Origin of the sequence: Streptomyces sp. NPDC086023, assembly GCF_044540325.1 — a bacterium.
Classification (GTDB): Bacteria; Actinomycetota; Actinomycetes; order Streptomycetales; family Streptomycetaceae; genus Streptomyces.
Genome location: NZ_JBITRX010000008.1, coordinates 161,893 through 183,884, shown reverse-complemented (window position 1 = coordinate 183,884; position 21,992 = coordinate 161,893). Strand labels below are relative to the sequence as shown.

Annotated in this window: 21 protein-coding genes; 15 read left to right on the top strand and 6 right to left on the bottom strand. The window is 72.1% G+C overall.

Going from position 1 to position 21,992, the window contains the following annotated elements; translation table 11 throughout:
- Positions 1 to 549: 549 nt before the first annotated feature.
- The 12 genes from ACIF6F_RS18040 to ACIF6F_RS17985 all read left to right on the top strand — a co-directional run bounded on the left by ACIF6F_RS18040 (position 550) and on the right by ACIF6F_RS17985 (position 13,048).
- Positions 550 to 1,095: a hypothetical protein gene (locus ACIF6F_RS18040; protein ID WP_399947571.1), complete on the top strand. Its 546-nt coding sequence runs from the start codon at positions 550 to 552 to the stop codon at positions 1,093 to 1,095.
- 165 nt (positions 1,096 to 1,260) lie between these two features.
- Entirely contained in the window at positions 1,261 to 2,178 is a 918-nt protein-coding gene (pdxS, locus tag ACIF6F_RS18035) for a pyridoxal 5'-phosphate synthase lyase subunit PdxS (protein WP_399947569.1), read from the top strand.
- Positions 2,179 to 2,191: 13 nt separating this feature from the next.
- On the top strand, positions 2,192 to 2,785 hold the full coding sequence (gene pdxT / locus ACIF6F_RS18030; protein WP_399947567.1) for a pyridoxal 5'-phosphate synthase glutaminase subunit PdxT: 594 nt from the start codon (positions 2,192 to 2,194) through the stop codon (positions 2,783 to 2,785).
- Between the two features lie 57 nt (positions 2,786 to 2,842).
- Positions 2,843 to 3,595 carry a YebC/PmpR family DNA-binding transcriptional regulator gene (locus tag ACIF6F_RS18025; RefSeq protein ID WP_399947565.1) on the top strand — a complete coding sequence of 251 codons (753 nt, stop codon included), beginning with the start codon at positions 2,843 to 2,845 and terminating at the stop codon, positions 3,593 to 3,595.
- Between the two features lie 120 nt (positions 3,596 to 3,715).
- The gene (gene ruvC / locus ACIF6F_RS18020) at positions 3,716 to 4,330 is read left to right on the top strand and encodes a crossover junction endodeoxyribonuclease RuvC (protein WP_399947561.1); all 615 of its coding nucleotides are present in this window, start codon (positions 3,716 to 3,718) and stop codon (positions 4,328 to 4,330) included.
- The gene (gene ruvA, locus ACIF6F_RS18015; protein ID WP_399947559.1) at positions 4,327 to 4,956 is read left to right on the top strand and encodes a Holliday junction branch migration protein RuvA; all 630 of its coding nucleotides are present in this window, start codon (positions 4,327 to 4,329) and stop codon (positions 4,954 to 4,956) included. Before ruvC ends, ruvA begins: the two co-directional genes overlap by 4 nt.
- 235 nt (positions 4,957 to 5,191) lie before the next feature.
- The gene (ruvB, locus tag ACIF6F_RS18010; protein WP_399947557.1) at positions 5,192 to 6,268 is read left to right on the top strand and encodes a Holliday junction branch migration DNA helicase RuvB; all 1,077 of its coding nucleotides are present in this window, start codon (positions 5,192 to 5,194) and stop codon (positions 6,266 to 6,268) included.
- 168 nt (positions 6,269 to 6,436) lie between these two features.
- Positions 6,437 to 6,892, top strand: a complete 456-nt coding sequence (yajC, locus tag ACIF6F_RS18005; RefSeq protein WP_399947555.1) for a preprotein translocase subunit YajC — start codon at positions 6,437 to 6,439, stop codon at positions 6,890 to 6,892.
- 149 nt (positions 6,893 to 7,041) lie between these two features.
- Entirely contained in the window at positions 7,042 to 8,802 is a 1,761-nt protein-coding gene (gene secD, locus ACIF6F_RS18000; RefSeq protein WP_399947554.1) for a protein translocase subunit SecD, read from the top strand.
- 1 nt (position 8,803) lies between these two features.
- The gene (secF, locus tag ACIF6F_RS17995; protein ID WP_399947552.1) at positions 8,804 to 9,865 is read left to right on the top strand and encodes a protein translocase subunit SecF; all 1,062 of its coding nucleotides are present in this window, start codon (positions 8,804 to 8,806) and stop codon (positions 9,863 to 9,865) included.
- Entirely contained in the window at positions 9,862 to 10,404 is a 543-nt protein-coding gene (locus ACIF6F_RS17990) for an adenine phosphoribosyltransferase (RefSeq protein ID WP_399947550.1), read from the top strand. The genes secF and ACIF6F_RS17990 overlap by 4 nt, the downstream gene beginning before the upstream one ends.
- Positions 10,405 to 10,606: 202 nt before the next feature.
- Positions 10,607 to 13,048, top strand: a complete 2,442-nt coding sequence (locus tag ACIF6F_RS17985) for a RelA/SpoT family protein (RefSeq protein ID WP_399947548.1) — start codon at positions 10,607 to 10,609, stop codon at positions 13,046 to 13,048.
- Between the two features lie 119 nt (positions 13,049 to 13,167).
- Here the strand turns inward: ACIF6F_RS17985 and ACIF6F_RS17980 are convergent, their stop codons facing one another.
- Both ACIF6F_RS17980 and ACIF6F_RS17975 read right to left on the bottom strand, forming a co-directional pair.
- Positions 13,168 to 14,397 carry a DUF349 domain-containing protein gene (locus ACIF6F_RS17980; protein ID WP_399947546.1) on the bottom strand — a complete coding sequence of 410 codons (1,230 nt, stop codon included), beginning with the start codon at positions 14,395 to 14,397 and terminating at the stop codon, positions 13,168 to 13,170.
- 145 nt (positions 14,398 to 14,542) lie between these two features.
- Positions 14,543 to 15,325 (bottom strand): peptidylprolyl isomerase, encoded by a 783-nt coding sequence (locus tag ACIF6F_RS17975; RefSeq protein WP_399947544.1) that lies wholly within the window; start codon positions 15,323 to 15,325, stop codon positions 14,543 to 14,545.
- A gap of 154 nt (positions 15,326 to 15,479) precedes the next feature.
- Between ACIF6F_RS17975 and ACIF6F_RS17970 the strand changes: the two genes are divergently transcribed.
- Positions 15,480 to 16,190, top strand: a complete 711-nt coding sequence (locus ACIF6F_RS17970; protein ID WP_399947542.1) for an MBL fold metallo-hydrolase — start codon at positions 15,480 to 15,482, stop codon at positions 16,188 to 16,190.
- A gap of 10 nt (positions 16,191 to 16,200) precedes the next feature.
- On the top strand, positions 16,201 to 17,463 hold the full coding sequence (gene hisS, locus ACIF6F_RS17965) for a histidine--tRNA ligase (protein WP_399947540.1): 1,263 nt from the start codon (positions 16,201 to 16,203) through the stop codon (positions 17,461 to 17,463).
- Between the two features lie 89 nt (positions 17,464 to 17,552).
- On the opposite strand, the gene ACIF6F_RS17960 is transcribed toward hisS, so the two are convergent.
- From ACIF6F_RS17960 to ACIF6F_RS17945, 4 genes are read right to left on the bottom strand one after another with little or no spacing between them, the layout of a single operon-like run.
- A complete protein-coding gene (locus ACIF6F_RS17960) occupies positions 17,553 to 18,173 on the bottom strand; it encodes a response regulator (RefSeq protein WP_399947538.1) in 621 nt (206 codons plus the stop codon).
- Entirely contained in the window at positions 18,170 to 19,420 is a 1,251-nt protein-coding gene (locus ACIF6F_RS17955; protein ID WP_399947536.1) for a sensor histidine kinase, read from the bottom strand. Before ACIF6F_RS17955 ends, ACIF6F_RS17960 begins: the two co-directional genes overlap by 4 nt.
- On the bottom strand, positions 19,378 to 20,229 hold the full coding sequence (locus tag ACIF6F_RS17950) for an ABC transporter permease (protein ID WP_399947534.1): 852 nt from the start codon (positions 20,227 to 20,229) through the stop codon (positions 19,378 to 19,380). Before ACIF6F_RS17950 ends, ACIF6F_RS17955 begins: the two co-directional genes overlap by 43 nt.
- Complete coding sequence (locus tag ACIF6F_RS17945) at positions 20,226 to 21,137, bottom strand: ABC transporter ATP-binding protein (protein ID WP_399947532.1); 912 nt, start codon at positions 21,135 to 21,137, stop codon at positions 20,226 to 20,228. Before ACIF6F_RS17945 ends, ACIF6F_RS17950 begins: the two co-directional genes overlap by 4 nt.
- A 147-nt stretch (positions 21,138 to 21,284) precedes the next feature.
- On the opposite strand from ACIF6F_RS17945, the gene ACIF6F_RS17940 reads away from it, so the two are divergent.
- Complete coding sequence (locus ACIF6F_RS17940) at positions 21,285 to 21,890, top strand: vitamin K epoxide reductase family protein (protein WP_399947530.1); 606 nt, start codon at positions 21,285 to 21,287, stop codon at positions 21,888 to 21,890.
- The last annotated feature ends 102 nt before the right edge of the window (positions 21,891 to 21,992 follow it).

The following is a 21,992-nucleotide window of genomic DNA, read 5'->3' as shown; positions in this document are numbered from 1 at the left end:
CCGGCCCCTGGCCGCCCGATACAGGCTCTGGCTCCTTCCAGGGCCTCGGTGGGGCGGCCCCCGGCCCCCGAAGCGGGCCCTGGATCCCTCCCTGGCCCCGGCGGGGCCGGCCCTGGCTTCCGGAAGCGGCCGCCTGGCGCCGGGCATCCGGAGCGGCCCGACCTGTCGGTGAGTGCCCCGGCCGGCCGGAGGGTGCCCAAGCCGCGAAGGCGGCGCCGCAGCCGCAGCCGGCTCTGGCTTGCCGAAGCCGGCCCCACCGGAGCGGGGGCACGGACGGCCGGTACGGGGATGGTGGAGCCGGGTCGGCTGAGCGGTGCCGGGGTGGACGGGCCGGGCGCCGTGCGCCGGCATCGTGGACGGGGCCGCGGCGGTCAGGCCAAGCGCGGGGCCGCCGGCACCGCGGACGGGGTCCGGGGCGGTCGGGCCGGGCGCCGGGCCTCGAATCGGCCACCGCCACCCTCCAGCGCCGGCATCGCGGACGCCGGCCGAGCGCGGCGGACCGGTACCGTCGGGACCGCGCCGCGCAGCGGACCGGTAGAGTCGCCGGGCGTGATCGAAACCCTCGTCTGGATCGCCCTGGTGCTCGTCGCCGTCGGGATCTACCTCAGCTGGACCGCCGGACGGCTCGACCGGCTGCACACGCGCATCGACGCCGCCCGCGCCGCGCTCGACGCCCAGCTCGTGCGGCGCGCCTCCGTCGCGCTGGAGTTGGCCACGTCGGGGGTGCTCGATCCCGCCGCGTCCATCGTGCTCTACGAGGCCGCGCACGCGGCCCGCCAGGCCGAGGAGGACCACCGCGAGGTCGCCGAGAGCGAGCTCAGCCAGGCCCTGCGGGCCGTCTTCGAGGAGCCCGACCAGGTCGAGGCCGTCAAGGAGGCGCCCGGCGGCGAGGAGGCCGCCGGCGAGCTGGCCGCGGCCGTGCGCCGCGTACCCATGGCCCGGCGGTTCCACAACGACGCGGTCCGCGCGGCCCGCGCCCTGCGCCGCCACCGCAAGGTCCGCTGGTTCCGGCTGGCCGGCCACGCGCCGTTCCCGCTCGCCTTCGAAATGGACGATGAGCCTCCGGTGGCCTTGGCAGACCGCCCCGGCAGCTGACACTGGCCACTCTGGCCATGCGGAAGGATCCACTCGCTCCACATTGGCCCTTGCAGTGGACTGATCGGCCCGGTTTCCTGGCTCAGGTCGGACTTTCCGGCCCACGCCGGGTTTCCTGGCTGCGTAGTACCGCAGTACCCCGTCTGCATCGAGTGAGGTCAATCCGTGAGCACGCTTCCCACCACCCCGCAGTCCGCTGAGTCGGCCATCGGCACCTCCCGCGTCAAGCGCGGCATGGCCGAGCAGCTCAAGGGCGGCGTGATCATGGACGTGGTCAACGCCGAGCAGGCGAAGATCGCCGAGGACGCCGGCGCCGTGGCCGTCATGGCCCTGGAGCGGGTTCCCGCGGACATCCGCAAGGACGGCGGCGTCGCCCGCATGTCGGACCCGAACATGATCGAGGAGATCATCGACGCGGTCTCCATCCCGGTGATGGCCAAGTCCCGCATCGGCCACTTCGTCGAGGCCCAGGTCCTGCAGTCCCTCGGCGTCGACTACATCGACGAGTCCGAGGTCCTCGCCCCGGCCGACGAGATCAACCACTCCGACAAGTGGGCCTTCACCACCCCCTTCGTCTGTGGCGCCACCAACCTCGGTGAGGCCCTGCGCCGCATCGCCGAGGGCGCGGCCATGATCCGCTCGAAGGGCGAGGCCGGCACCGGCAACGTCGTCGAGGCCGTCCGCCACCTGCGCCAGATCAAGAACGAGATCGCCCAGCTGCGCGGCTACGACAACAACGAGCTGTACGCCGCCGCCAAGGAGCTGCGCGCCCCGTACGAGCTCGTCAAGGAGGTCGCCGAGCTCGGCAAGCTCCCGGTCGTGCTGTTCTCCGCCGGTGGCGTCGCCACCCCGGCCGACGCCGCCCTGATGCGTCAGCTCGGCGCCGAGGGCGTCTTCGTCGGCTCCGGCATCTTCAAGTCCGGCGACCCGGTCAAGCGCGCCGCCGCCATCGTGAAGGCCACCACCTTCTACGACGACCCGAAGGTCATCGCGGACGCCTCCCGCAACCTGGGCGAGGCCATGGTCGGCATCAACTGCGACACCCTGCCCGAGGCCGAGCGCTACGCCTCCCGCGGCTGGTAAGGCACCCCGGACCATGAACAACCCTCCCATCATCGGCGTCCTGGCCCTCCAGGGTGACGTCCGGGAGCACCTGATCGCCCTGGCCGCGGCTGACGCCGTGGCCAGGCCGGTCCGGCGCCCCGAGGAGCTCGCCGAGGTCGACGCCCTGGTCATCCCCGGCGGCGAGTCCACGACCATGTCCAAGCTCGCCGTCCTCTTCGGCATGCTGGAGCCGCTGCGCGAGCGCGTGCGCGCCGGGATGCCGGTGTACGGCACCTGCGCGGGCATGATCATGCTCGCCGACAAGCTCCTGGACGGCCGTGAGGACCAGGAGACGCTCGGCGGCATCGACATGATCGTCCGCCGCAACGCGTTCGGCCGCCAGAACGAGTCCTTCGAGGCGCAGATCGCCTTCGAGGGCATCGAGGGCGGCCCCGTCGAGGGCGTCTTCATCCGCGCGCCGTGGGTGGAGTCGGTCGGCGCCTCCGCCGAGGTCCTCGCGACGTACGACGGCCACACGGTGGCCGTGCGCCAGGGGAACGTGCTGGCGACCTCGTTCCACCCGGAACTCACCGGCGACGACCGCGTCCACGCGTATTTCGTCGACATGGTGCGCGCGAGCGCCTGACGCGGCCCCGGTAGGATCTGAGGCGAACACTGTTGGTTACGCGAAGGAGACAGGCGGATGTCCGGCCACTCTAAATGGGCTACGACGAAGCACAAGAAGGCCGTGATCGATGCCAAGCGCGGCAAGCTCTTCGCGAAGCTGATCAAGAACATCGAGGTCGCGGCCCGCACCGGCGGTGCCGACCCGGACGGCAACCCGACCCTCTTCGACGCCATCCAGAAGGCCAAGAAGAGCTCGGTGCCCAACAAGAACATCGACTCCGCGGTCAAGCGTGGCGGTGGTCTTGAGGCGGGTGGCGTCGACTACGCCACGATCATGTACGAGGGCTACGGCCCGAACGGTGTCGCGGTGCTCATCGAGTGCCTCACCGACAACCGCAACCGTGCCGCGTCCGACGTGCGCGTCGCCATGACCCGCAACGGCGGTTCGATGGCCGACCCGGGCTCGGTCTCGTACCTGTTCAACCGCAAGGGCGTCGTCGTGCTGCCCAAGGGCGACCTGACCGAGGACGACGTCCTGGAGCACGTGCTCGAAGCGGGTGCCGAGGAGGTCAACGACCTCGGTGAGCAGTTCGAGGTCATCAGCGAGGCCACCGACCTGGTTGCGGTCCGCTCCGCGCTCCAGGAAGCGGGCATCGACTACGACTCGGCCGAGTCCAGCTTCGTCCCGACCATGCAGGTCGAGCTGGACGAGGAGGGCGCGCGCAAGATGTTCAAGCTGATCGACGCGCTGGAGGACAGCGACGACGTGCAGAACGTCTTCGCCAACTTCGACGTCAGCGACGAGGTCATGGCGGCGGTCGACGCCTGATCGGCAGCGGCTCCGGCGGGCCGGCGGGGGACACACCCCCCGCCGGCCCGCCGCCGTTTGGGCGGCGCTGTCGGCGGCACCCGGTAGCCTGCTCGAACCGGAGACCACAGGGAGGGTGACGTGCGCGTTCTCGGGGTGGACCCGGGGCTGACCCGGTGTGGCGTGGGGGTCGTCGAGGGAACCGCCGGCCGGCCCCTGACCATGCTCGGCGTGGGCGTCGTCCGCACGCCCGCCGACGCGGACACCCCGGTCCGGCTGGTCGGGATCGAGGCGGGCATGGAAGCCTGGCTCGACGAGTACCGGCCCGAACTGGTCGCCGTGGAGCGGGTGTTCAGCCAGCACAACGTCCGTACGGTGATGGGCACCGCCCAGGCCAGCGCGGTGGCCATGCTCTGCGCGGCCCGCCGCGGCATCCCGGTCGCCCTGCACACCCCCAGCGAGGTCAAGGCCGCCGTCACCGGCAGCGGCCGGGCGGACAAGGCTCAGGTCGGCGCGATGGTCACCCGGCTGCTCCGGCTCGACGCCCCGCCCAAGCCCGCCGACGCCGCCGACGCCCTGGCCCTCGCCATCTGCCACATCTGGCGCGCCCCCGCGCAGAACCGCCTCCAGCAGGCGGCCGCCGCACACGCCGCGGGCAGGCGGGGCGGCGGGTCCCCCGCCGAGGCCCTCCTCGCCGCCCGCCGGCCCGCCCGCACCCCGTCCGCCGCCCGCAGCCCGAAAGGCCCCACCGCATGATCGCCTTCGTCACCGGCCCCGTCGCCGCGCTGGCCCCGACCACGGCCGTGATCGAGGTCGGCGGCGTGGGCATGGCCGTCCAGTGCACCCCCACCACCATCGCCGGGCTCCGGCTCGGCGAGCAGGCGCGGCTGGCCACCTCGCTGGTCGTCCGCGAGGACTCGCTCACCCTGTACGGCTTCGCGGACGACGACGAGCGGCAGGTCTTCGAGCTCCTCCAGACCGCCAGCGGCGTCGGCCCGCGCCTCGCCCAGGCCATGCTGGGGGTGCACAGTCCCGACGCGCTGCGGACGGCGGTCTCCACCGGGGACGAGAAGGCCCTCATGGCAGTGCCGGGGATCGGCAAGAAGGGCGCCCAGAAGCTGCTGCTGGAGCTGAAGGACAAGCTGGGCGCTCCGCTGGGCTCCTCCGGTCTGGTCGGCGCCCAGCGGGTGGCGGCCGGGCCGGCGCCCTGGTCGGAGCAGCTGGCTGCCGCGCTCATCGGCCTCGGGTACGCCTCCCGGGAGGCCGACGCCGCCGTCGAGGCGGTGGCTCCGCAGGCCGAGGCCGCCATCGCCGCCGGCGGCAGCGCCCCCGTCCCGCAGCTGCTGCGGGCCGCCCTCCAGACCCTGAGCCGCACCCGCTAGCCGGGGCTCCGCCCCAACGCCGGCGAGGCTGCCTACAGCCCCTCCGGCGTTTGAGGAGCTGGGGGAGGGTCCGGGGGCGGAGCCCCCGAAAGGGGTCCGGGGCGAAGCCCCGGGAAACGGAGAAAGGGCGGGGCGGGGAGAAAGCCCCGCAGGGCAACGACCCGCACCCGGCACGGGACCGGCACCCGGCAGCGCACCGGACGACCACCGCACGACACCGAAAAGGGCAGACAACGTGAACTGGGACGAGGACGACGACACCGGCACCGCCGCGGAGCGACTGGTCGGCGCCGTCGCAGACGGCGAGGACAGCGCCGTCGAGGCGGCGCTGCGCCCGAAGGACCTCGACGAGTTCGTCGGCCAGGAGAAGGTCCGCCAGCAGCTCGACCTCGTCCTCAAGGCGGCCCGCCAGCGCGGCGCCACCGCCGACCACGTCCTGCTCTCCGGCGCCCCCGGCCTCGGCAAGACCACCCTCTCGATGATCATCGCGGCCGAGATGGGCGCCCCGATCCGGATCACCTCGGGCCCCGCCATCCAGCACGCGGGCGACCTGGCGGCCATCCTCTCCTCCCTCCAGGAGGGCGAGGTGCTGTTCCTCGACGAGATCCACCGGATGTCCCGGCCCGCCGAGGAGATGCTCTACATGGCGATGGAGGACTTCCGCGTCGACGTGATCGTCGGAAAGGGCCCCGGCGCCACCGCCATCCCCCTGGAGCTGCCGCCCTTCACCCTGGTCGGCGCCACGACCCGGGCCGGCCTGCTGCCCCCGCCCCTGCGCGACCGCTTCGGCTTCACCGGCCACATGGAGTTCTACGCCCCCGAGGAGCTGGAGCGCGTCGTCCACCGCTCCGCCCGCCTGCTCGACGTGGAGATCGACGCCGACGGGGCCGCCGAGATCGCCGGCCGCTCCCGCGGCACCCCCCGCATCGCCAACCGCCTGCTCCGCCGCGTCCGCGACTACGCCCAGGTGAAGGCCGACGGTGTGATCAACCGCGAGATCGCGGCAGCGGCCCTCGGCGTGTACGAGGTGGACGCGCGCGGCCTGGACCGCCTCGACCGCGCCGTGCTGGAGGCCCTGCTGAAGCTCTTCGGCGGCGGCCCGGTGGGACTGTCCACCCTGGCCGTGGCCGTGGGGGAGGAGCGCGAGACCGTCGAGGAGGTGGCCGAACCCTTCCTGGTGCGCGAGGGACTGCTGGCCCGCACCCCGCGAGGCCGGGTGGCCACGCCCGCGGCCTGGGCCCACCTGGGCCTCGTACCGCCGCGGCAGGCCGGAAGTGGATCAAGCGGACAACAGGGCCTGTTCGGGGCGTGACGGCGCGGAGGGTCGCCTGGTCAGGAACCCGGGTGCCATGCTGGGCGTTGTTCCATCGGTGCGGACTCGCCTAGACTCCGCCGATGCCGACCGTCCGAGGTCGGCGTGCCCACCCCCGTAGAAAATGGCCGCCTCTCCTGCGCGGTCGTGCGAAGGAAACTCCGTCCCGTGAACAATCTCGTGACCTTCCTCCCGTTCATCGTGCTCATCGGGGCCATGTTCCTGATGACCCGCTCCGCCAAGAAGAAGCAGCAGGCGGCGGCATCGATGCGCGACCAGATGACGCCCGGCACCGGTGTGCGCACGATCGGCGGCATGTACGCCACGGTGAAGGAAGTCGGCGACGACACCGTCACCCTCGAGGTCGCCCCCGGCGTCCACGCGGTCTACGCGAAGAACGCCATCGGTGCCGTCCTCGAGGATGCGGAGTACAACCGCATCGTGCACGGCGCCGGCGATGATCTGACCATCGACACGCCGGTCGTCCCGGACGACGCGTCCTCCCTCACCGAGGCCGCGGACAAGGCGGACGACACCAAGATCGACCTCGGCAAGTCCGAGGCCGACGGGGACACCCAGGGCACCAAGGACGGCAAGACGGACGGCGAGGCCGACGCGAAGTAAGCCGGCCGACGGGGACCGCGCGACGCCCACCGGCGTCCGGCGCGGTCCCGGTCAGTGCTCACTTCTGCGGGGGGCAGGCCCCCACAACACTTTCGTGGCCGCCTGAGCGCACACCCGGCGCGGGCGGTTGGACAGGGAGATACGACAAGGTGGCAGCACCGAAGAAGGGCCGACGGCCCACGGGGGCTCAGGGCAGGCCGGGGCGTGCCCTGGCGGTGATCCTGATCGCGATGGTGGCGCTCACCGCGGGGATGTTCATCTCCAAGCAGACGACGCCCCGCCTGGGCATCGACCTGGCGGGTGGCACGACCATCACGCTCAAGGCCAAGAGCGAGCCCGGCAAGCCGAACGCGGTCAACGAGACCAACATGAACACCGCGGTCGGCATCATCGAGCGCCGTGTCAACGGTCTCGGCGTCTCCGAGGCCGAGGTCCAGACGCAGGGCCGCGATCACATCATCGTGAACATCCCCAAGGGGACGAACGAGAAGCAGGCCCGCGAGCAGGTCGGCACGACCGCGCAGCTCTACTTCCGCCCGGTCGTGGCGTACGCGCCCGGCGCCCCGGCGGCCCCCGAGCCGACCCCGTCGGCGAGCCCCTCCGGCAAGCCGAAGGCGGAGGGCGGCAAGAGCACCGCCACCCCGACCCCCAAGGCGAGCGCGAGCTCCCAGGGCCGCGCGGTGCCGGAGGCCCTGAAGGCCCCGAGCCCGACGCCGACGCCGGACGCCTCGAAGAAGGCCGACGACAAGAAGGCGACCCCGGCTCCGACGCCGACCCCGGACGCCGCCACCGGTGACCTCCAGAAGCAGTTCGCCGCACTGGACTGCACCAAGGAGGCCGTGCGGGCCAACGCCGGCAAGAACGCCAAGCCCACCGAGCCCACCGTCGCCTGTGGCCTGAACAACGCCGGCCAGTGGTCGAAGTGGCTGCTGGGCCCGGTCGAGGTCGACGGCCAGGACGTCTCCGACGCCAAGGGTGTCCTCGACCCGCAGCGCGCGATGTGGATCGTCCAGCTGAAGTTCACGGACAAGGGCGCCGACAAGTTCGCCAAGACCACCGGCGCGCTGGCTGCCAAGCAGTCCCCGCAGAACCAGTTCGCCATCGTGCTCGACGGCGAGGTCATCTCCGACCCGTCCGTCAGCACCGCGATCACCGGCGGCAACGCCGAGATCTCCGGCGGCTTCACCCAGCAGTCCGCCCAGGACCTGGGTAACATGCTCTCGTACGGCGCCCTGCCGCTGTCCTTCCAGGAGGACAGCGTCACCACCGTCACCGCCGCGCTCGGCGGCGAGCAGCTGAAGGCCGGCCTCATCGCCGGTGCCATCGGCCTCGCCCTCGTCGTGATCTACCTCGTGGCGTACTACCGGGGCCTGGCGTTCATCGCCATCATCAGCCTCCTGGTCTCCGCGATCCTCACGTACACGATCATGGCGCTGCTCGGCAAGGGCATCGGGTTCGCCCTGAACCTGCCCGCCGTCTGTGGTGCGATCGTCGCCATCGGCATCACCGCGGACTCGTTCATCGTGTACTTCGAGCGCATCCGCGACGAGGTCCGCGAGGGCCGCACCCTGCGCCCGGCCGTCGAGCGTGCCTGGCCGCGCGCCCGGCGCACCATCCTGGTCTCCGACTTCGTGTCGTTCCTGGCCGCGGCCGTGCTGTTCATCGTCACCGTCGGCAAGGTGCAGGGCTTCGCGTTCACGCTGGGCCTGACCACCCTCCTCGACGTGGTCGTGGTCTTCCTCTTCACCAAGCCGATCATGACGCTGCTGGCGCGCACCAAGTTCTTCGCCGACGGCCACCCGTGGTCGGGCCTGGACCCGAAGCGCCTCGGCGCCAAGCCGCCGCTGCGCCGCTCCCGCCGTGCCACCGCTCCTGCCGCTGGCAGCCCCGTCGAACCGAAGGAGGCCTGAGATGTCGAAGCTCGGTAACCTCGGCGCCCGGCTGTACCGAGGCGAGGTCGGCTACGACTTCGTCGGCAAGCGGATGATCTGGTACGCCGTCTCGATCCTGATCACCATCACGGCGATCGTGGCGCTGGCCGTCCAGGGCCTCAACATGGGCATCGAGTTCAAGGGCGGTGCCGTCTTCACCACCCCGAAGACCACCGTGTCGGTGGAGAAGGCCCAGGAGGACGCGGAGACGGCCTCCGGCCACGACGCGATCGTCCAGGAGCTCGGCACCGGCGGCCTGCGCATCCAGATCTCCGGTCTGGACACCGACCAGGCCAACGACGTGAAGACGAAGCTCGCCGCCGACCTGGGGGTCAAGGAGGCGGACATCAACGCCGACCTCGTCGGCCCCAGCTGGGGTGAGCAGATCGCGAACAAGGCCTGGACCGGCCTCGCGGTCTTCATGATCCTCGTGGTGATCTACCTCGCCATCGCCTTCGAGTGGCGCATGGCCGTCGCCGCGCTGATCGCGCTCATCCACGACCTCACCATCACCGTCGGCATCTACGCGCTGGTCGGCTTCGAGGTCACCCCGGGCACGGTCATCGGTCTGCTGACGATCCTCGGTTACTCCCTCTACGACACCGTCGTCGTCTTCGACGGTCTGAAGGAAGCCTCCAAGGACCTCACCAAGCAGACCCGCTACACCTACAGCGAGGTCGCCAACCGCAGCCTCAACGGCACGCTGGTCCGCTCGATCAACACCACCGTCGTGGCGCTGCTGCCCGTCGCCGGCCTGCTGTTCATCGGCGGCGGCGTGCTGGGTGCCGGCATGCTCAACGACATCTCGCTGTCGCTGTTCGTCGGCCTCGCGGCCGGCGCGTACTCCTCGATCTTCATCGCCACCCCGCTGGTCGCCGACCTCAAGGAGCGCGACCCGGCGATGAAGGCCCTCCGCAAGCGCGTGCTCGCCAAGCGGGCCGCGGCCGCCGCGAAGGGCGAGTCCCCGGACGACGCCGACGACGCGGGCGCCGAGGTCGTGGGCCAGGGCGGCCGTACCGCGCGGACGGGACACCGCCGGTGACCGGGGCCGTACGCGAGCTGCTGCTCAGCCGGATCAAGGACGTACCGGACTACCCGAAGCCCGGGGTGATGTTCAAGGACATCACCCCGCTGCTGGCGGACCCGGAGGCGTTCGGTGCCCTCACCGAGGCCCTCGCCGAGCTGTGCGCACGGTACGGCGCGACGAAGATCGTCGGTCTTGAGGCACGCGGGTTCATCCTCGCCGCCCCGGTGGCGGTCCGGTCGCGGATCGGCTTCGTGCCGGTCCGCAAGGCCGGCAAGCTGCCCGGGGCGACCCTCCGGCAGGCGTACGAGCTCGAGTACGGCACCGCGGAGATCGAGGTGCACGCCGAGGACCTGGTCCCGGGCGACCGGGTCATGGTCATCGACGACGTACTGGCCACCGGCGGCACCGCCGAGGCCTCGCTGGAGCTGATCCGGCGGGCCGGGGCGGACGTCGCGGGCGTCGCGGTGCTGATGGAGCTCAGCTTCCTCGCCGGCCGCGCGCGCCTGGAGGCCAGCCTGGGCGGGGCCCCGCTGGAGGCCCTGATCGTGGTCTGACGACCGCACTCTCCCGCGGAGCGGCGGGCACCGGAACACGTCCGGCGCCCGCCGCTTCCGTGTCTGCGGGGGTCCCCGGGGCCGTCCGCAGGGCGGCCGCGGGGAACGTGCCGGGCCACAGGTCGCTACCATGGGTTTTCCGGACCTGACCGGGGCCCCGGAACCTCCCCCGGACTCCGGGGGGACCCCCAGAGGAGCGCTCTTGCCAGACGAGGTCCAGCCACTCTCCGCCGCGCAGCCCGACAAGAAGGCAGACCCGGCCACGGCGCCCGCCGCCACGCCCCCCGCGGCACCCAAGCCCGTACCGCCGGTTCCGCCCCGGCCGCTGCCGGCCAAGCCCGGCGGTTCGTCCAACCGCGTGCGGGCCCGACTCGCCCGGCTGGGCGTCCAGCGCTCCAACCCGTACAACCCGGTCCTGGAGCCGCTGCTGCGCATCGTCCGCAGCAACGACCCGAAGATCGAGACGGCTACGCTCCGGCAGATCGAGAAGGCCTACCAGGTCGCCGAGCGCTGGCACCGCGGCCAGAAGCGCAAGAGCGGCGACCCGTACATCACGCACCCGCTCGCGGTGACGACGATCCTCGCCGAGCTGGGCATGGACCCGGCCACGCTGATGGCGGGCCTGCTGCACGACACCGTCGAGGACACCGAGTACGGGCTCGACCAGCTCCGCCGCGACTTCGGTGACGCCGTCGCCCTGCTCGTCGACGGCGTCACCAAGCTGGACAAGGTCAAGTTCGGTGAGGCCGCGCAGGCCGAGACGGTCCGCAAGATGGTCGTCGCCATGGCCAAGGACCCGCGCGTCCTGGTCATCAAGCTCGCGGACCGCCTGCACAACATGCGCACCATGCGCTACCTCAAGCGGGAGAAGCAGGAGAAGAAGGCCCGCGAGACGCTTGAGATCTACGCGCCCCTGGCCCACCGCCTGGGCATGAACACGATCAAGTGGGAGCTGGAGGACCTCGCCTTCGCGATCCTCTACCCCAAGATGTACGACGAGATCGTCCGCCTGGTCGCCGAGCGCGCCCCCAAGCGGGACGAGTACCTCGCCGTCGTCACCGACGAGGTCCAGGCCGACCTGCGGGCCGCCCGCATCAAGGCGACCGTCACCGGCCGCCCGAAGCACTACTACAGCGTCTACCAGAAGATGATCGTGCGGGGCCGCGACTTCGCCGAGATCTACGACCTGGTGGGCATCCGCGTCCTCGTCGACACCGTCCGCGACTGCTACGCGGCGCTGGGCACCGTCCACGCCCGCTGGAACCCGGTTCCGGGGCGGTTCAAGGACTACATCGCGATGCCCAAGTTCAACATGTACCAGTCGCTCCACACGACGGTCATCGGGCCCAACGGCAAGCCGGTCGAGCTGCAGATCCGCACCTTCGACATGCACCGCCGCGCCGAGTACGGCATCGCCGCGCACTGGAAGTACAAGCAGCAGACCGTCGCCGGCGCCTCCAAGATCCGCACCGACGTCCCGCAGGCCGCCAAGGGCAGCGCCGGCCAGGACACGGTCAACGACATGGCCTGGCTGCGCCAGCTGCTGGACTGGCAGAAGGAGACCGAGGACCCGGGCGAGTTCCTCGACTCTCTGCGCTTCGACCTCTCCCGCAACGAGGTCTTCGTCTTCACGCCGAAGGGCGACGTCATAGCGCTCCCGGCCGGGGCCACGCCGGTCGACTTCGCCTTCGCCGTCCACACCGAGGTCGGCTACCGGACCATAGGGGCCCGGGTCAACGGCCGCCTCGTCCCGCTGGAGTCCACCCTGGACAACGGCGACCTCGTGGAGGTCTTCACCTCCAAGGCCGAGGGCGCCGGGCCGTCCCGCGACTGGCTGACCTTCGTCAAGTCGCCGCGCGCCCGCAACAAGATCCGGGCCTGGTTCTCCAAGGAGCGCCGCGACGAGGCGATCGAGCAGGGCAAGGACGCCATCGCGCGGGCCATGCGCAAGCAGAACCTGCCGATCCAGCGGATCCTCACCGGCGACTCGCTGGTCACCCTGGCCCACGAGATGCGCTACCCCGACATCTCCTCGCTGTACGCGGCGATCGGCGAGGGACACGTGTCGGCGCAGGCCGTCGTCTCCAAGCTCGTCCAGGCCATGGGCGGTGAGGAGGCCGCGAACGAGGACATCGAGGAGAGCGTCCCGCCGTCGCGCGGCCGCTCCAAGCGGCGGGCCAACGCCGACCCCGGCGTCGTGGTCAAGGGCGTCGAGGACGTGTGGGTCAAGCTGGCCCGCTGCTGCACGCCGGTGCCGGGCGACCCGATCATCGGCTTCGTCACGCGCGGCAGTGGCGTATCGGTTCACCGCGCCGACTGCGTGAACGTCGACTCGCTCTCGCAGCAGCCCGAGCGGATCCTCGAAGTCGAGTGGGCGCCCACCCAGTCGTCCGTCTTCCTGGTCGCCATACAGGTCGAGGCGCTGGACCGGTCCCGCCTCCTGTCCGACGTCACGCGGGTCCTCTCCGACCAGCACGTCAACATCCTGTCGGCGGCCGTGCAGACCTCCCGCGACCGGGTGGCCACCTCGCGGTTCACCTTCGAGATGGGCGACCCCAAGCACCTGGGCCACGTACTGAAGGCCGTACGCGGCGTGGAGGGCGTCTACGACGTCTACCGCGTCACCTCGGCCCGCAGGCCCTAGCCGGCCGGCCCGCAGGGCCCCGGCGGCCGGGCGACGACACGAAGAGGGGCTCCCGTACCGCGGTACGGGAGCCCCTCTCGTTCGCTCGGGACGGCGTCCCGGCGGCCTGATCGGCCTGATCAGCCGCCGAACTCCTCCAGGCCCTTCAGCGCCTGGTCCAGGAGGGCCTGGCGGCCCTCCAGCTCACGCTGGAGCTTGTCGGCCTTGGCGGTGTTGCCCGCCGCGCGGGCGGCCTCGGCCTGCTCGCGCAGCTTGTCGACGGCCGCCTGCAGCTGACCGGTCAGACCCGCGGCACGCGCCCGCGCCTCCGGGTTCGTCCGGCGCCACTCGGCCTCCTCTGACTCCTGGATGGCCCGCTCGACGGCGTGCATCCGGCCCTCGACCTTGGGACGGGCGTCCCGCGGCACGTGGCCGATGGCCTCCCAGCGCTCGTTGATGGACCGGAACGCGGCACGCGCGGCCTTCAGGTCCGTCACCGGGAGGAGCTTCTCGGCCTCGTCGGCCAGCTCCTCCTTGAGCTTCAGGTTCTCCGCCTGCTCGGCGTCACGCTCGGCGAACACCTCGCTGCGCGCCGCGAAGAAGACGTCCTGCGCGCCGCGGAAGCGGTTCCACAGGTCGTCCTCGGCCTCGCGCTGCGCCCGGCCGGCCGCCTTCCAGTCCGCCATCAGCTCGCGGTAGCGGGCGGCCGTCGGGCCCCAGTCGGTGGAGCCGGAGAGGGACTCGGCCTCGACGACCAGCCGCTCCTTGATCTTGCGGGCGTCCTCGCGCTGCGCGTCCAGGGACGCGAAGTGCGCCTTGCGCCGCTTGGAGAACGCCGAGCGGGCGTGCGAGAAGCGGTGCCACAGCTCGTCGTCCGACTTGCGGTCGAGGCGGGGCAGCCCCTTCCACGTGTCGACCAGGGCGCGCAGCCGCTCGCCCGCGGACCGCCACTGGTCGCTCTGCGCCAGCTCCTCGGCCTCGGCGACCAGCGCCTCCTTCGCGTGCTTGGCCTCGTCGGTCTGCTTGGCCTTCTGGGCCTTGCGCTCCTCGCGGCGCGACTCGACCGTCTCGACCAGCTTGTCGAGCCGCACGCGCAGCGCGTCGAGGTCGCCCACCGCGTGGTGCTCCTCGACCTGCTGGCGAAGGTGATCGATCGCCGTCGTCGCGTCCTTGGCGGACAGGTCGGTGGTCCGCACCCGTCGTTCGAGGAGGCCGATCTCGACCACCAGGCCCTCGTACTTGCGCTCGAAGTAGGCCAGGGCCTCCTCAGGGGTGCCCGCCTGCCACGATCCGACGACCTGCTCGCCCTCGGCAGTACGCACGTACACGGTGCCCGTCTCGTCGACGCGGCCCCACGGGTCGCTGCTCACAGCGCCTCCTCCACCTGATGCCGGGGGTCAAGCCCCCTGGCATCGTCCACAGTTTCCTGGGGCGGGCAGCGCCCGCCCTGCACAACGCCAATCTAGGCGACCGCCGGGCCGCCTGTCCGCATCCGGCGACACGGAATCTCGCCCGTCAGCCCTTGGCGACCGTCGCCTTTTCGATGGTCACTCCCTTTTGCGGCGCTCCGTCCGTCGCACCGCCCGCGACACCGGCCTTCGCGACCTCCTCCACGGCCTTCAGACCGGCCGCGTCGAGCTTGCCGAAGGGCGTGTACGTCGGGGGCAGCTTGCTGTCCTTGTACACGAGGAAGAACTGGCTGCCGCCCGAGCCGGGCTGCCCGGTGTTGGCCATGGCCACGGTGCCGGCCGGGTACGTCACCGTGCCGTCCGCGCCCGCCTTGCCCAGGCCGTCCAGGTTCTCGTCCGGGATCGTGTAGCCCGGGCCGCCACTGCCGGTGCCCTGCGGGTCGCCGCACTGGAGGACGAAGATGCCGCCCGTGGTCAGCCGGTGGCACTTCGTCTTGTCGAAGTAGCCGGCGTCGGCCAGCGACTTGAACGAGTTCACGGTGTGCGGGGTCTTGGCCGCGTCCATCGTGATGCCGAGGTCGCCCTGGTTCGTCTTGAGGGCGAACGTGTACTTCGCCTTCCGGTCGATCGCCATCGCGGGCTCCTTCTTCGCCTCCGGCGTGGCCGAAGGTGTCGCCGTGGCGCTCGGCCGGGCCTCGGGGGTGGCGTCGTCCTTCGAGGAGAACGCGCCGGACGCCACGGTCGCCACGACCGCCGCGATCACCACCGCCACCGCCGAGCCGATGACCGCGCCCTTGCGGCGCGCCTTGCGCTGGGCCTCCACCCGGCGCTGCTGCTGCCGCTCGAACTTCTCCCTGGCGTTCTTCCGCCGCTGCTCACTGGTGACCACCGGGTCGTCTCCTTGTGCTCTCACGTACTGCTGTCCGGGCTGGGTCAGGCCGTACCGTATATGGGTTCGCTGTGTGCTGAGCAGCGCCGGTAGGCTCTGATCTGCCGCAATCCGCCGGCCGCTACGCCGGCCCGATGACGATCTGAGGACGAACGTGCTCATTGCCGGGTTCCCCGCCGGGGCCTGGGGGACCAACTGCTACGTGGTCGCCCCCGCCGCCGGCGAGGAGTGCGTGATCATCGACCCGGGCCACCAGGCCACCCAGGGAGTCGAGGACACCCTCCGGAAACATCGGCTCAAGCCCGTCGCGGTCGTCCTCACCCACGGCCACATCGACCATGTCGCCTCCGTGGTTCCGGTCTGCGGGGCGCACGACGTGCCCGCCTGGATCCACCCCGAGGACCGCTACATGATGAGCGACCCGGAGAAGGCCCTGGGCCGTTCCATCGGGATGCCGCTGATGGGCGAGCTGACCGTGGGGGAGCCGGACGACCTCCGCGAGCTCACCGACGGCAGCGAGCTGAAGCTGGCCGGTCTGGACCTCACCGTCGCGCACGCGCCCGGTCATACCAGGGGGTCGGTGACCTTCCGGATGCCCGAGCTCGCGGACGTGCCGTCCGTGTTCTTCTCGGGCGACCTGCTGTTCGCCGGCTCCATCGGACGCACCGACCTGCCCGGCGGCTCCCACGCCGAGATGCTCGAGTCGCTGGCCCGCGTGTGCCTGCCGCTCGACGACTCCACCGTGGTGCTGTCCGGCCACGGCCCCCAGACCACCATCGGCCGCGAGCGCGCGACCAACCCGTACCTCCGGGAAGTCGCCGCCGGCCTGGGAGACGGCACCGCCGCTCCACGACGAGGAATGTGACGAGAGTTTCGTGAGCACCTTCAAGGCCCCCAAGGGCACGTACGACCTGATCCCGCCGTACTCCGCGAAGTACCTGGCGGTGCGCGAGGCCATTTCCAGTCCGCTCCGCACGTCCGGCTACGGCTACATCGAGACCCCCGGCTTCGAGGACGTCGACCTCTTCGCCCGCGGCGTCGGCGAGTCCACGGACATCGTGACCAAGGAGATGTACGCCTTCGAGACCAAGGGCGGCGACAGGCTCGCCCTGCGTCCCGAGGGCACCGCCTCCGTGCTGCGCGCGGCCCTGGAGGCCAGCCTGCACAAGCAGGGCAACCTGCCGGTCAAGCTCTGGTACTCGGGCTCGTACTACCGCTACGAGCGCCCCCAGAAGGGCCGCTACCGCCACTTCTCGCAGGTCGGCGCCGAGGCGATCGGCGCCGAGGACCCGGCCCTGGACGCCGAGCTGATCATCCTGGCCGACCAGGCGTACCGCTCGCTGGGCCTGCAGAACTTCCGCATCCTGCTGAACTCGCTGGGCGACAAGGAGTGCCGCCCGGTCTACCGCGAGGCGCTCCAGACCTTCCTGCGCGGCCTCGACCTGGACGAGGAGACCCTGCGCCGGGCCGAGATCAACCCGCTGCGCGTGCTGGACGACAAGCGTGCCGACGTCCAGAAGCAGCTCGTCGACGCCCCGCTGCTGCGGGACTACCTGTGCGACGCGTGCAAGGCGTACCACGAGGAGGTGCGTGCGCTGGTGACCGCGGCGGGCGTGGTCTTCGAGGACGACGCGAAGCTGGTGCGCGGCCTGGACTACTACACCCGCACCACCTTCGAGTTCGTGCACGACGGCCTGGGCTCGCAGTCCGCGGTGGGCGGCGGCGGCCGGTACGACGGCCTGTCCGAGATGATCGGCGGCCCCGCGCTGCCGTCCGTGGGCTGGGCGCTGGGCGTGGACCGCACGGTGCTGGCCCTGGAGGCCGAGGGCGTGGAGCTGGACATCCCGGCCGCCACGGCCGTGTTCGCCGTCGCCATCGGCGAGGAGGCCCGCCGGCTGCTGTTCGGCAAGGTGACCGAGCTGCGCCGGGCCGGGGTCGCGGCCGACTTCGCGTACGGCGGCAAGAGCCTCAAGGGCGCCATGAAGGACGCGAACCGCAGCGGCGCGCGGCTCACCGTGGTCGCCGGCGAGCGGGACCTCGCCGAGGGCGTCGTCCAGCTCAAGGACATGGAGTCCGGCGAGCAGACCGCGGTGCCGGTCGCGGACCTGGTGGCCACGGTTCAGGCGAAGCTGGCGTAACGCCGGCCGGCCGGGCGAGCCCGGCGCGGCACCGGCCGGACGCCGGAGGGGCCTGCCGCGAGCGGCAGGCCCCTCCAGCGCCCCCGCGTCTACAGCAGGCCCTCGCGCAGGGCGGTGGTCACGGCTGCGGTGCGGTCGTCCACGCCCAGCTTGCCGAAGATCCGCAGCAGGTGGGTCTTGACCGTGGACTCCGCCACGTAGAGGCGGCGGCCGACCTCCGCGTTGGTCAGGCCGTCAGCGACCAGCCGCAGCACCGCCACCTCCCGGTCCGAGAGCCGGGGCCGCTCGGACTTCGCGCGCAGCCGGTCCACCAGGCGGCCCGCGACCGTGGGGGCCAGCACCGTCTCGCCGCGCACGGCCGCCCGCACCGCCTCGGCCAGCTCCCCGCGGGCCAGGTCCTTCAGGAGGTAGCCCGCGGCGCCCGCCTCCACCGCCCGCAGGATGTCGCGGTCCGTCTCGTACGTCGTGAGGACCACGACCCGGCAGGGCAGGCCCGCCGCGGTGATCCGGCCGGTCGACTCGACCCCGTCGCCGCCCGGCATCCGCAGGTCCATCAGCACGATGTCCGGCCGCAGTTCGGCGGCCAGGGCCTCCGCCTGCGGGCCGCTGGCGGCCTCGCCGACCACCTCCAGGTCCTGTTCGGCGCTGAGCATGCCGCGCAGGCCCTCCCGTACCACGGGGTGGTCGTCGGCGAGCACGATGCGGATCACGGGGCACTCCCGGGGTCGGTCGGCAGGGTGACGGAGACGGTGGTGCCCAGGCCGGGGGCGCTGGTCACGGACGCGGTGCCGCCCGCCTCGGCGGCGCGGGCGCGCAGGCCGCGCAGGCCGAATCCGCGGGTCGGGGCGTCGGGCGCGAAGCCGCGGCCCCCGTCCCGCACCGACACCGTCAGTTCGTGATCACCGTAGGCGAGCGAGAGCCGGACCGCGGCGCCGGGGCCCGCGTGCTTGGCGGCGTTGGCCAGGGCCTCCTGGCAGGTGCGCAGGGCCACCACGTCCAGCGCGGGCGGCAGCGGCCGCACCGGGCCGGTGACGGCGACCTCGGCCGGGGGTTCGTGCCGGGCGGCCAGTCGTCGTACCGCGTCGGGCAGCGAGCCGCCGTCCAGGTCGGCCGGCGCGCCGCCGGCGACCAGGGCCCGGGCCTCGGCGAGGTTCTGCCTTGCCGTGACCGCCATCAGGTCCAGGTGCCGGCGGGCCTCCGGCAGGTCGTGGTCGAGCTCGGACTGCACGGCCTGGACGAGCATCAGCAGGCTGGTGAACCCCTGGGCCAGCGTGTCGTGGATCTCCCGGGACATCCGCTCCCGCTCGGCCAGCGCGCCGCGCTCCGCGGAGAGCCGGGCCACCTCCTCGCGGCGGGCCTCCAGTTCGGCGATGAGGCGGGCCCGGTCCCTGCTCTGCTCGATGATCCGGATGATCCAGCCGCCGAAGAAGGCGGAGAAGACCAGCGTCACCACGGCGAACACGGAGTTGAAGAAGACCACGTGGACCGGGGGCCGCCAGATCAAAGCCCAGCCGGCGACCGGTCCGAGGTTCAGCACGGCGGACGCGGCCATCGCCCGGCGCAGGGACAGCAGCATGAAGCAGTGCGGCGCCAGGGCGAAGGTGGCCAGCCGGGTCTCGCCGGCCAGGAAGCCGGCGGGCAGGAACAGCGCCATCGCCCCCGCGAGGTACACCGTCGAGCGCCGCAGGTCCTCGCCCTCGGTGAGGATCGCCGGCCGTCCCACCACCACGTACCAGGGCACGAGGACCGCCAGCAGGCCCACGGCGGTCAGCCGGTACGGGGCGGGCGGTTCGGCGGCCCCGAGCAGGAACACCGCGGTCGCCGCCCAGACGACCGCGAAGTAGAGGTCCCAGGGCCGGAACGCGCGCTCCCACACGTGGGCGTCGCGCGCTCCGGCGCTCCCGGCGAACTCCGTCAGCCGTCGCGGCGGCTCTTCCACTTGAAGGTGAGCAGACACAGCACCAATCCTCCGATGCACCACGCGCCCAGCACCAGGGCGGTCCGTCCGTACTCCCAGCTCCCCGCCTGCTCCAGCACGGCGGCCGACTCCGGCAGGAACACCCCGCGGAAGCCCTGGCACATCCACTTCAGGGGGAACAGCGCGCCGATGTTCAGCAGCCAGTCGGGCAGCGAGCCGACCGGGATGTACACCCCGGAGACGAACTGCAGGACCAGGAACGGCAGGACGACCACGGAGCTCGCGCTCTTGCCGGAGCGGGGCAGGCTGCTGATCGCGATGCCGAGGAGGGCGCAGCCGGTCAGGCCGAGGGCGAACACCCAGCCGAAGGTCAGCCACTTGGCGGCGGTGCCCGGCAGGTCGAGGCCGAACAGCGCGGTGCCCACGCCGAGCAGCAGCGCGGTCTCGGCGAGCCCGGTGACCAGCACCAGCCAGACCTTGCCGAGGAAGTAGGCGGCCGGGGGCATCGGCGTGCCGCGCAGCCTCCGCAGCACCTTCTCGTCGCGCTCGATGGCGATGGAGATGCCCAGCGACTGGAACGAGACGGACATGACGCCCGCGGCGACCATGCCGGCCGCGTAGAGCTGGGAGGCGGTGATGTCGGTGCCCTCCACCTGGTCCCGGAAGATCGAGGCGAACAGGGCCAGGAACACCACCGGGAAGGCGAAGGTGAAGATCACCTGGTCGCGCTGGCGGAAGAACTGGCGCAGTTCCAGGACGCCCCGGGCAAGGCCCAGGGTCCAGGCGCCGGGCAGGGCGCGGGCGGCGGCCTTCGGGGAGGTCGCGGCCGTGGCGGCGGCGGTGGTCATCGGACGTCCTTCCGGGTGAGGGGGGCGGTCGCGGCCGGGCCGGCCGTGCCGTCGGCGGGGCCCTGCTGTCCGGTCACGCGCAGGTACACGTCTTCGAGGGTGGGGCGGGTGACGCGCAGCCCCGGGATCTCGCCGTCGAAGCGGGCCATCAGCTCGGCCACGGTCCGGGTCGGGGTGTCGGTCGCCATGGAGCGGGACGCGCCGTCCGGGCCGTCGGTCCACTCGACGGTGGCGCCGGTGCCGTACCGGCGGCGCAGCGCGGCCGGTTCGCCCTCGGCGACGACCCTGCCGCCGGCCACCACCGCGAGCCGGTCGGCCAGGGCCTCGGCCTCCTCCAGGTAGTGGGTGGTGAGCAGGATGGTCGTGCCCTCGTCCGCCAGCTGCCGGATCAGCTCCCAGAACTGTCGCCGGGCGGCCGGGTCGAAGCCGGTGGTGGGCTCGTCGAGGAGCAGCAGCTGCGGGCCGCCGATGACCCCGAGCGCCACGTCGAGGCGGCGCCGCCGGCCGCCGGACAGGCCCTTGACCCGCCGGTCCGCCTCGGCCTCCAGGCCGACCAGGGCGATCACTTCGCGCGGGTCGCGCGGCGCCGGGTAGTAGCGCGCGAAGTGCTCGACGGTCTCCCGTACCGTCAGCTCCGCCGGGGCCGACTCGTCCTGCCAGACGATGCCGACCCGGGAGCGCCAGGCCCGGCCGGCCGTCGCGGGGTCCGCGCCCAGGACGCGGACCTCGCCGCCGTCGCGGGTGCGGTGCCCCTGGAGGATCTCGACCGTCGTGCTCTTGCCGGCGCCGTTGGGGCCGAGGAGGCCGAAGACCTCGCCCTGCCGGATCGTCAGGTCGAGGCCGTCGACGGCCCGGACCTCCCCGTACTGCTTGCGCAGTCCGTGTACTTCCACTGCGAGAGTCGTCATGTCCAAGAGCCTGGCGGGCGGGTGGCCGGAACGGTCCCCCCGCCCGTACGGACTCGTGTCCACCGAACGGTGGACAGCGGGGCCCGTGCGGCACAATGACCTTGCTCCTACGGGCCGGACGACCGATGACGGGATACGAACGACGCCATGACCACCACAGCTGAGAAGACCACGCGGACCGTCGGCGGGAGCAGGGCGCTGGCGTGGCTGCTGGTGATCACCGGGGCCGCGGGCCTGCTGGCCTCCTGGGTGATCACGATCGACAAGTTCAAGCTCCTGGAGGACCCGAACTTCACCCCGGGGTGCAGCCTCAACCCCGTGGTGGCGTGCGGCAACATCATGAAGAGCGAACAGGCGTCGGCCTTCGGCTTCCCGAATCCGATGCTGGGCCTGGTCTCCTACGGCATCGTGATCTGCGTCGGCATGAGCCTGCTGGCCGGGGCGAGCTTCCGGCCCTGGTACTGGCTGACCTTCAACGCCGGCACCCTCTTCGGCGTGGGGTTCTGCACCTGGCTGCAGTACCAGTCGCTGTACGTCATCAGCTCGCTGTGCCTGTGGTGCTGCCTGGCCTGGGTCGCCACGATCTTCATGTTCTGGTACGTCACCGCGCACAACATCCGCGAGGGGCTGCTGCCGGCGCCCGCCTGGCTGAGGAACTTCCTGGCCGAGTTCACCTGGGTGCTGCCGGTGCTGCACATCGGGATCATCGGGATGCTGATCCTGACCCGCTGGTGGGACTTCTGGACCTCCTGACCCCCGGCCGCCCCGGCTCCCGGGGCGCCGGCCCGCCGCCGCCCCGCCGCAGGCCGGGCGGCCACCGGGCCGGGCCCGGTTGTCGGCGGCCTGCCCTAGGCT

Bases quoted from the DNA above. Each gene is read 5' to 3' on its own strand.
- ACIF6F_RS18025 (WP_399947565.1), top strand. From the start codon at position 2,843: ATGTCCGGCCACTCTAAATGGGCTACGACGAAGCACAAGAAGGCCGTG.
- pdxT (WP_399947567.1), top strand. From the start codon at position 2,192: ATGAACAACCCTCCCATCATCGGCGTCCTGGCCCTCCAGGGTGACGTC.
- ACIF6F_RS17940 (WP_399947530.1), top strand. From the start codon at position 21,285: ATGACCACCACAGCTGAGAAGACCACGCGGACCGTCGGCGGGAGCAGG.
- secF (WP_399947552.1), top strand. From the start codon at position 8,804: ATGTCGAAGCTCGGTAACCTCGGCGCCCGGCTGTACCGAGGCGAGGTC.
- ACIF6F_RS17945 (WP_399947532.1), bottom strand. From the start codon at position 21,137: ATGACGACTCTCGCAGTGGAAGTACACGGACTGCGCAAGCAGTACGGG.
- ACIF6F_RS17950 (WP_399947534.1), bottom strand. From the start codon at position 20,229: ATGACCACCGCCGCCGCCACGGCCGCGACCTCCCCGAAGGCCGCCGCC.
- ruvA (WP_399947559.1), top strand. From the start codon at position 4,327: ATGATCGCCTTCGTCACCGGCCCCGTCGCCGCGCTGGCCCCGACCACG.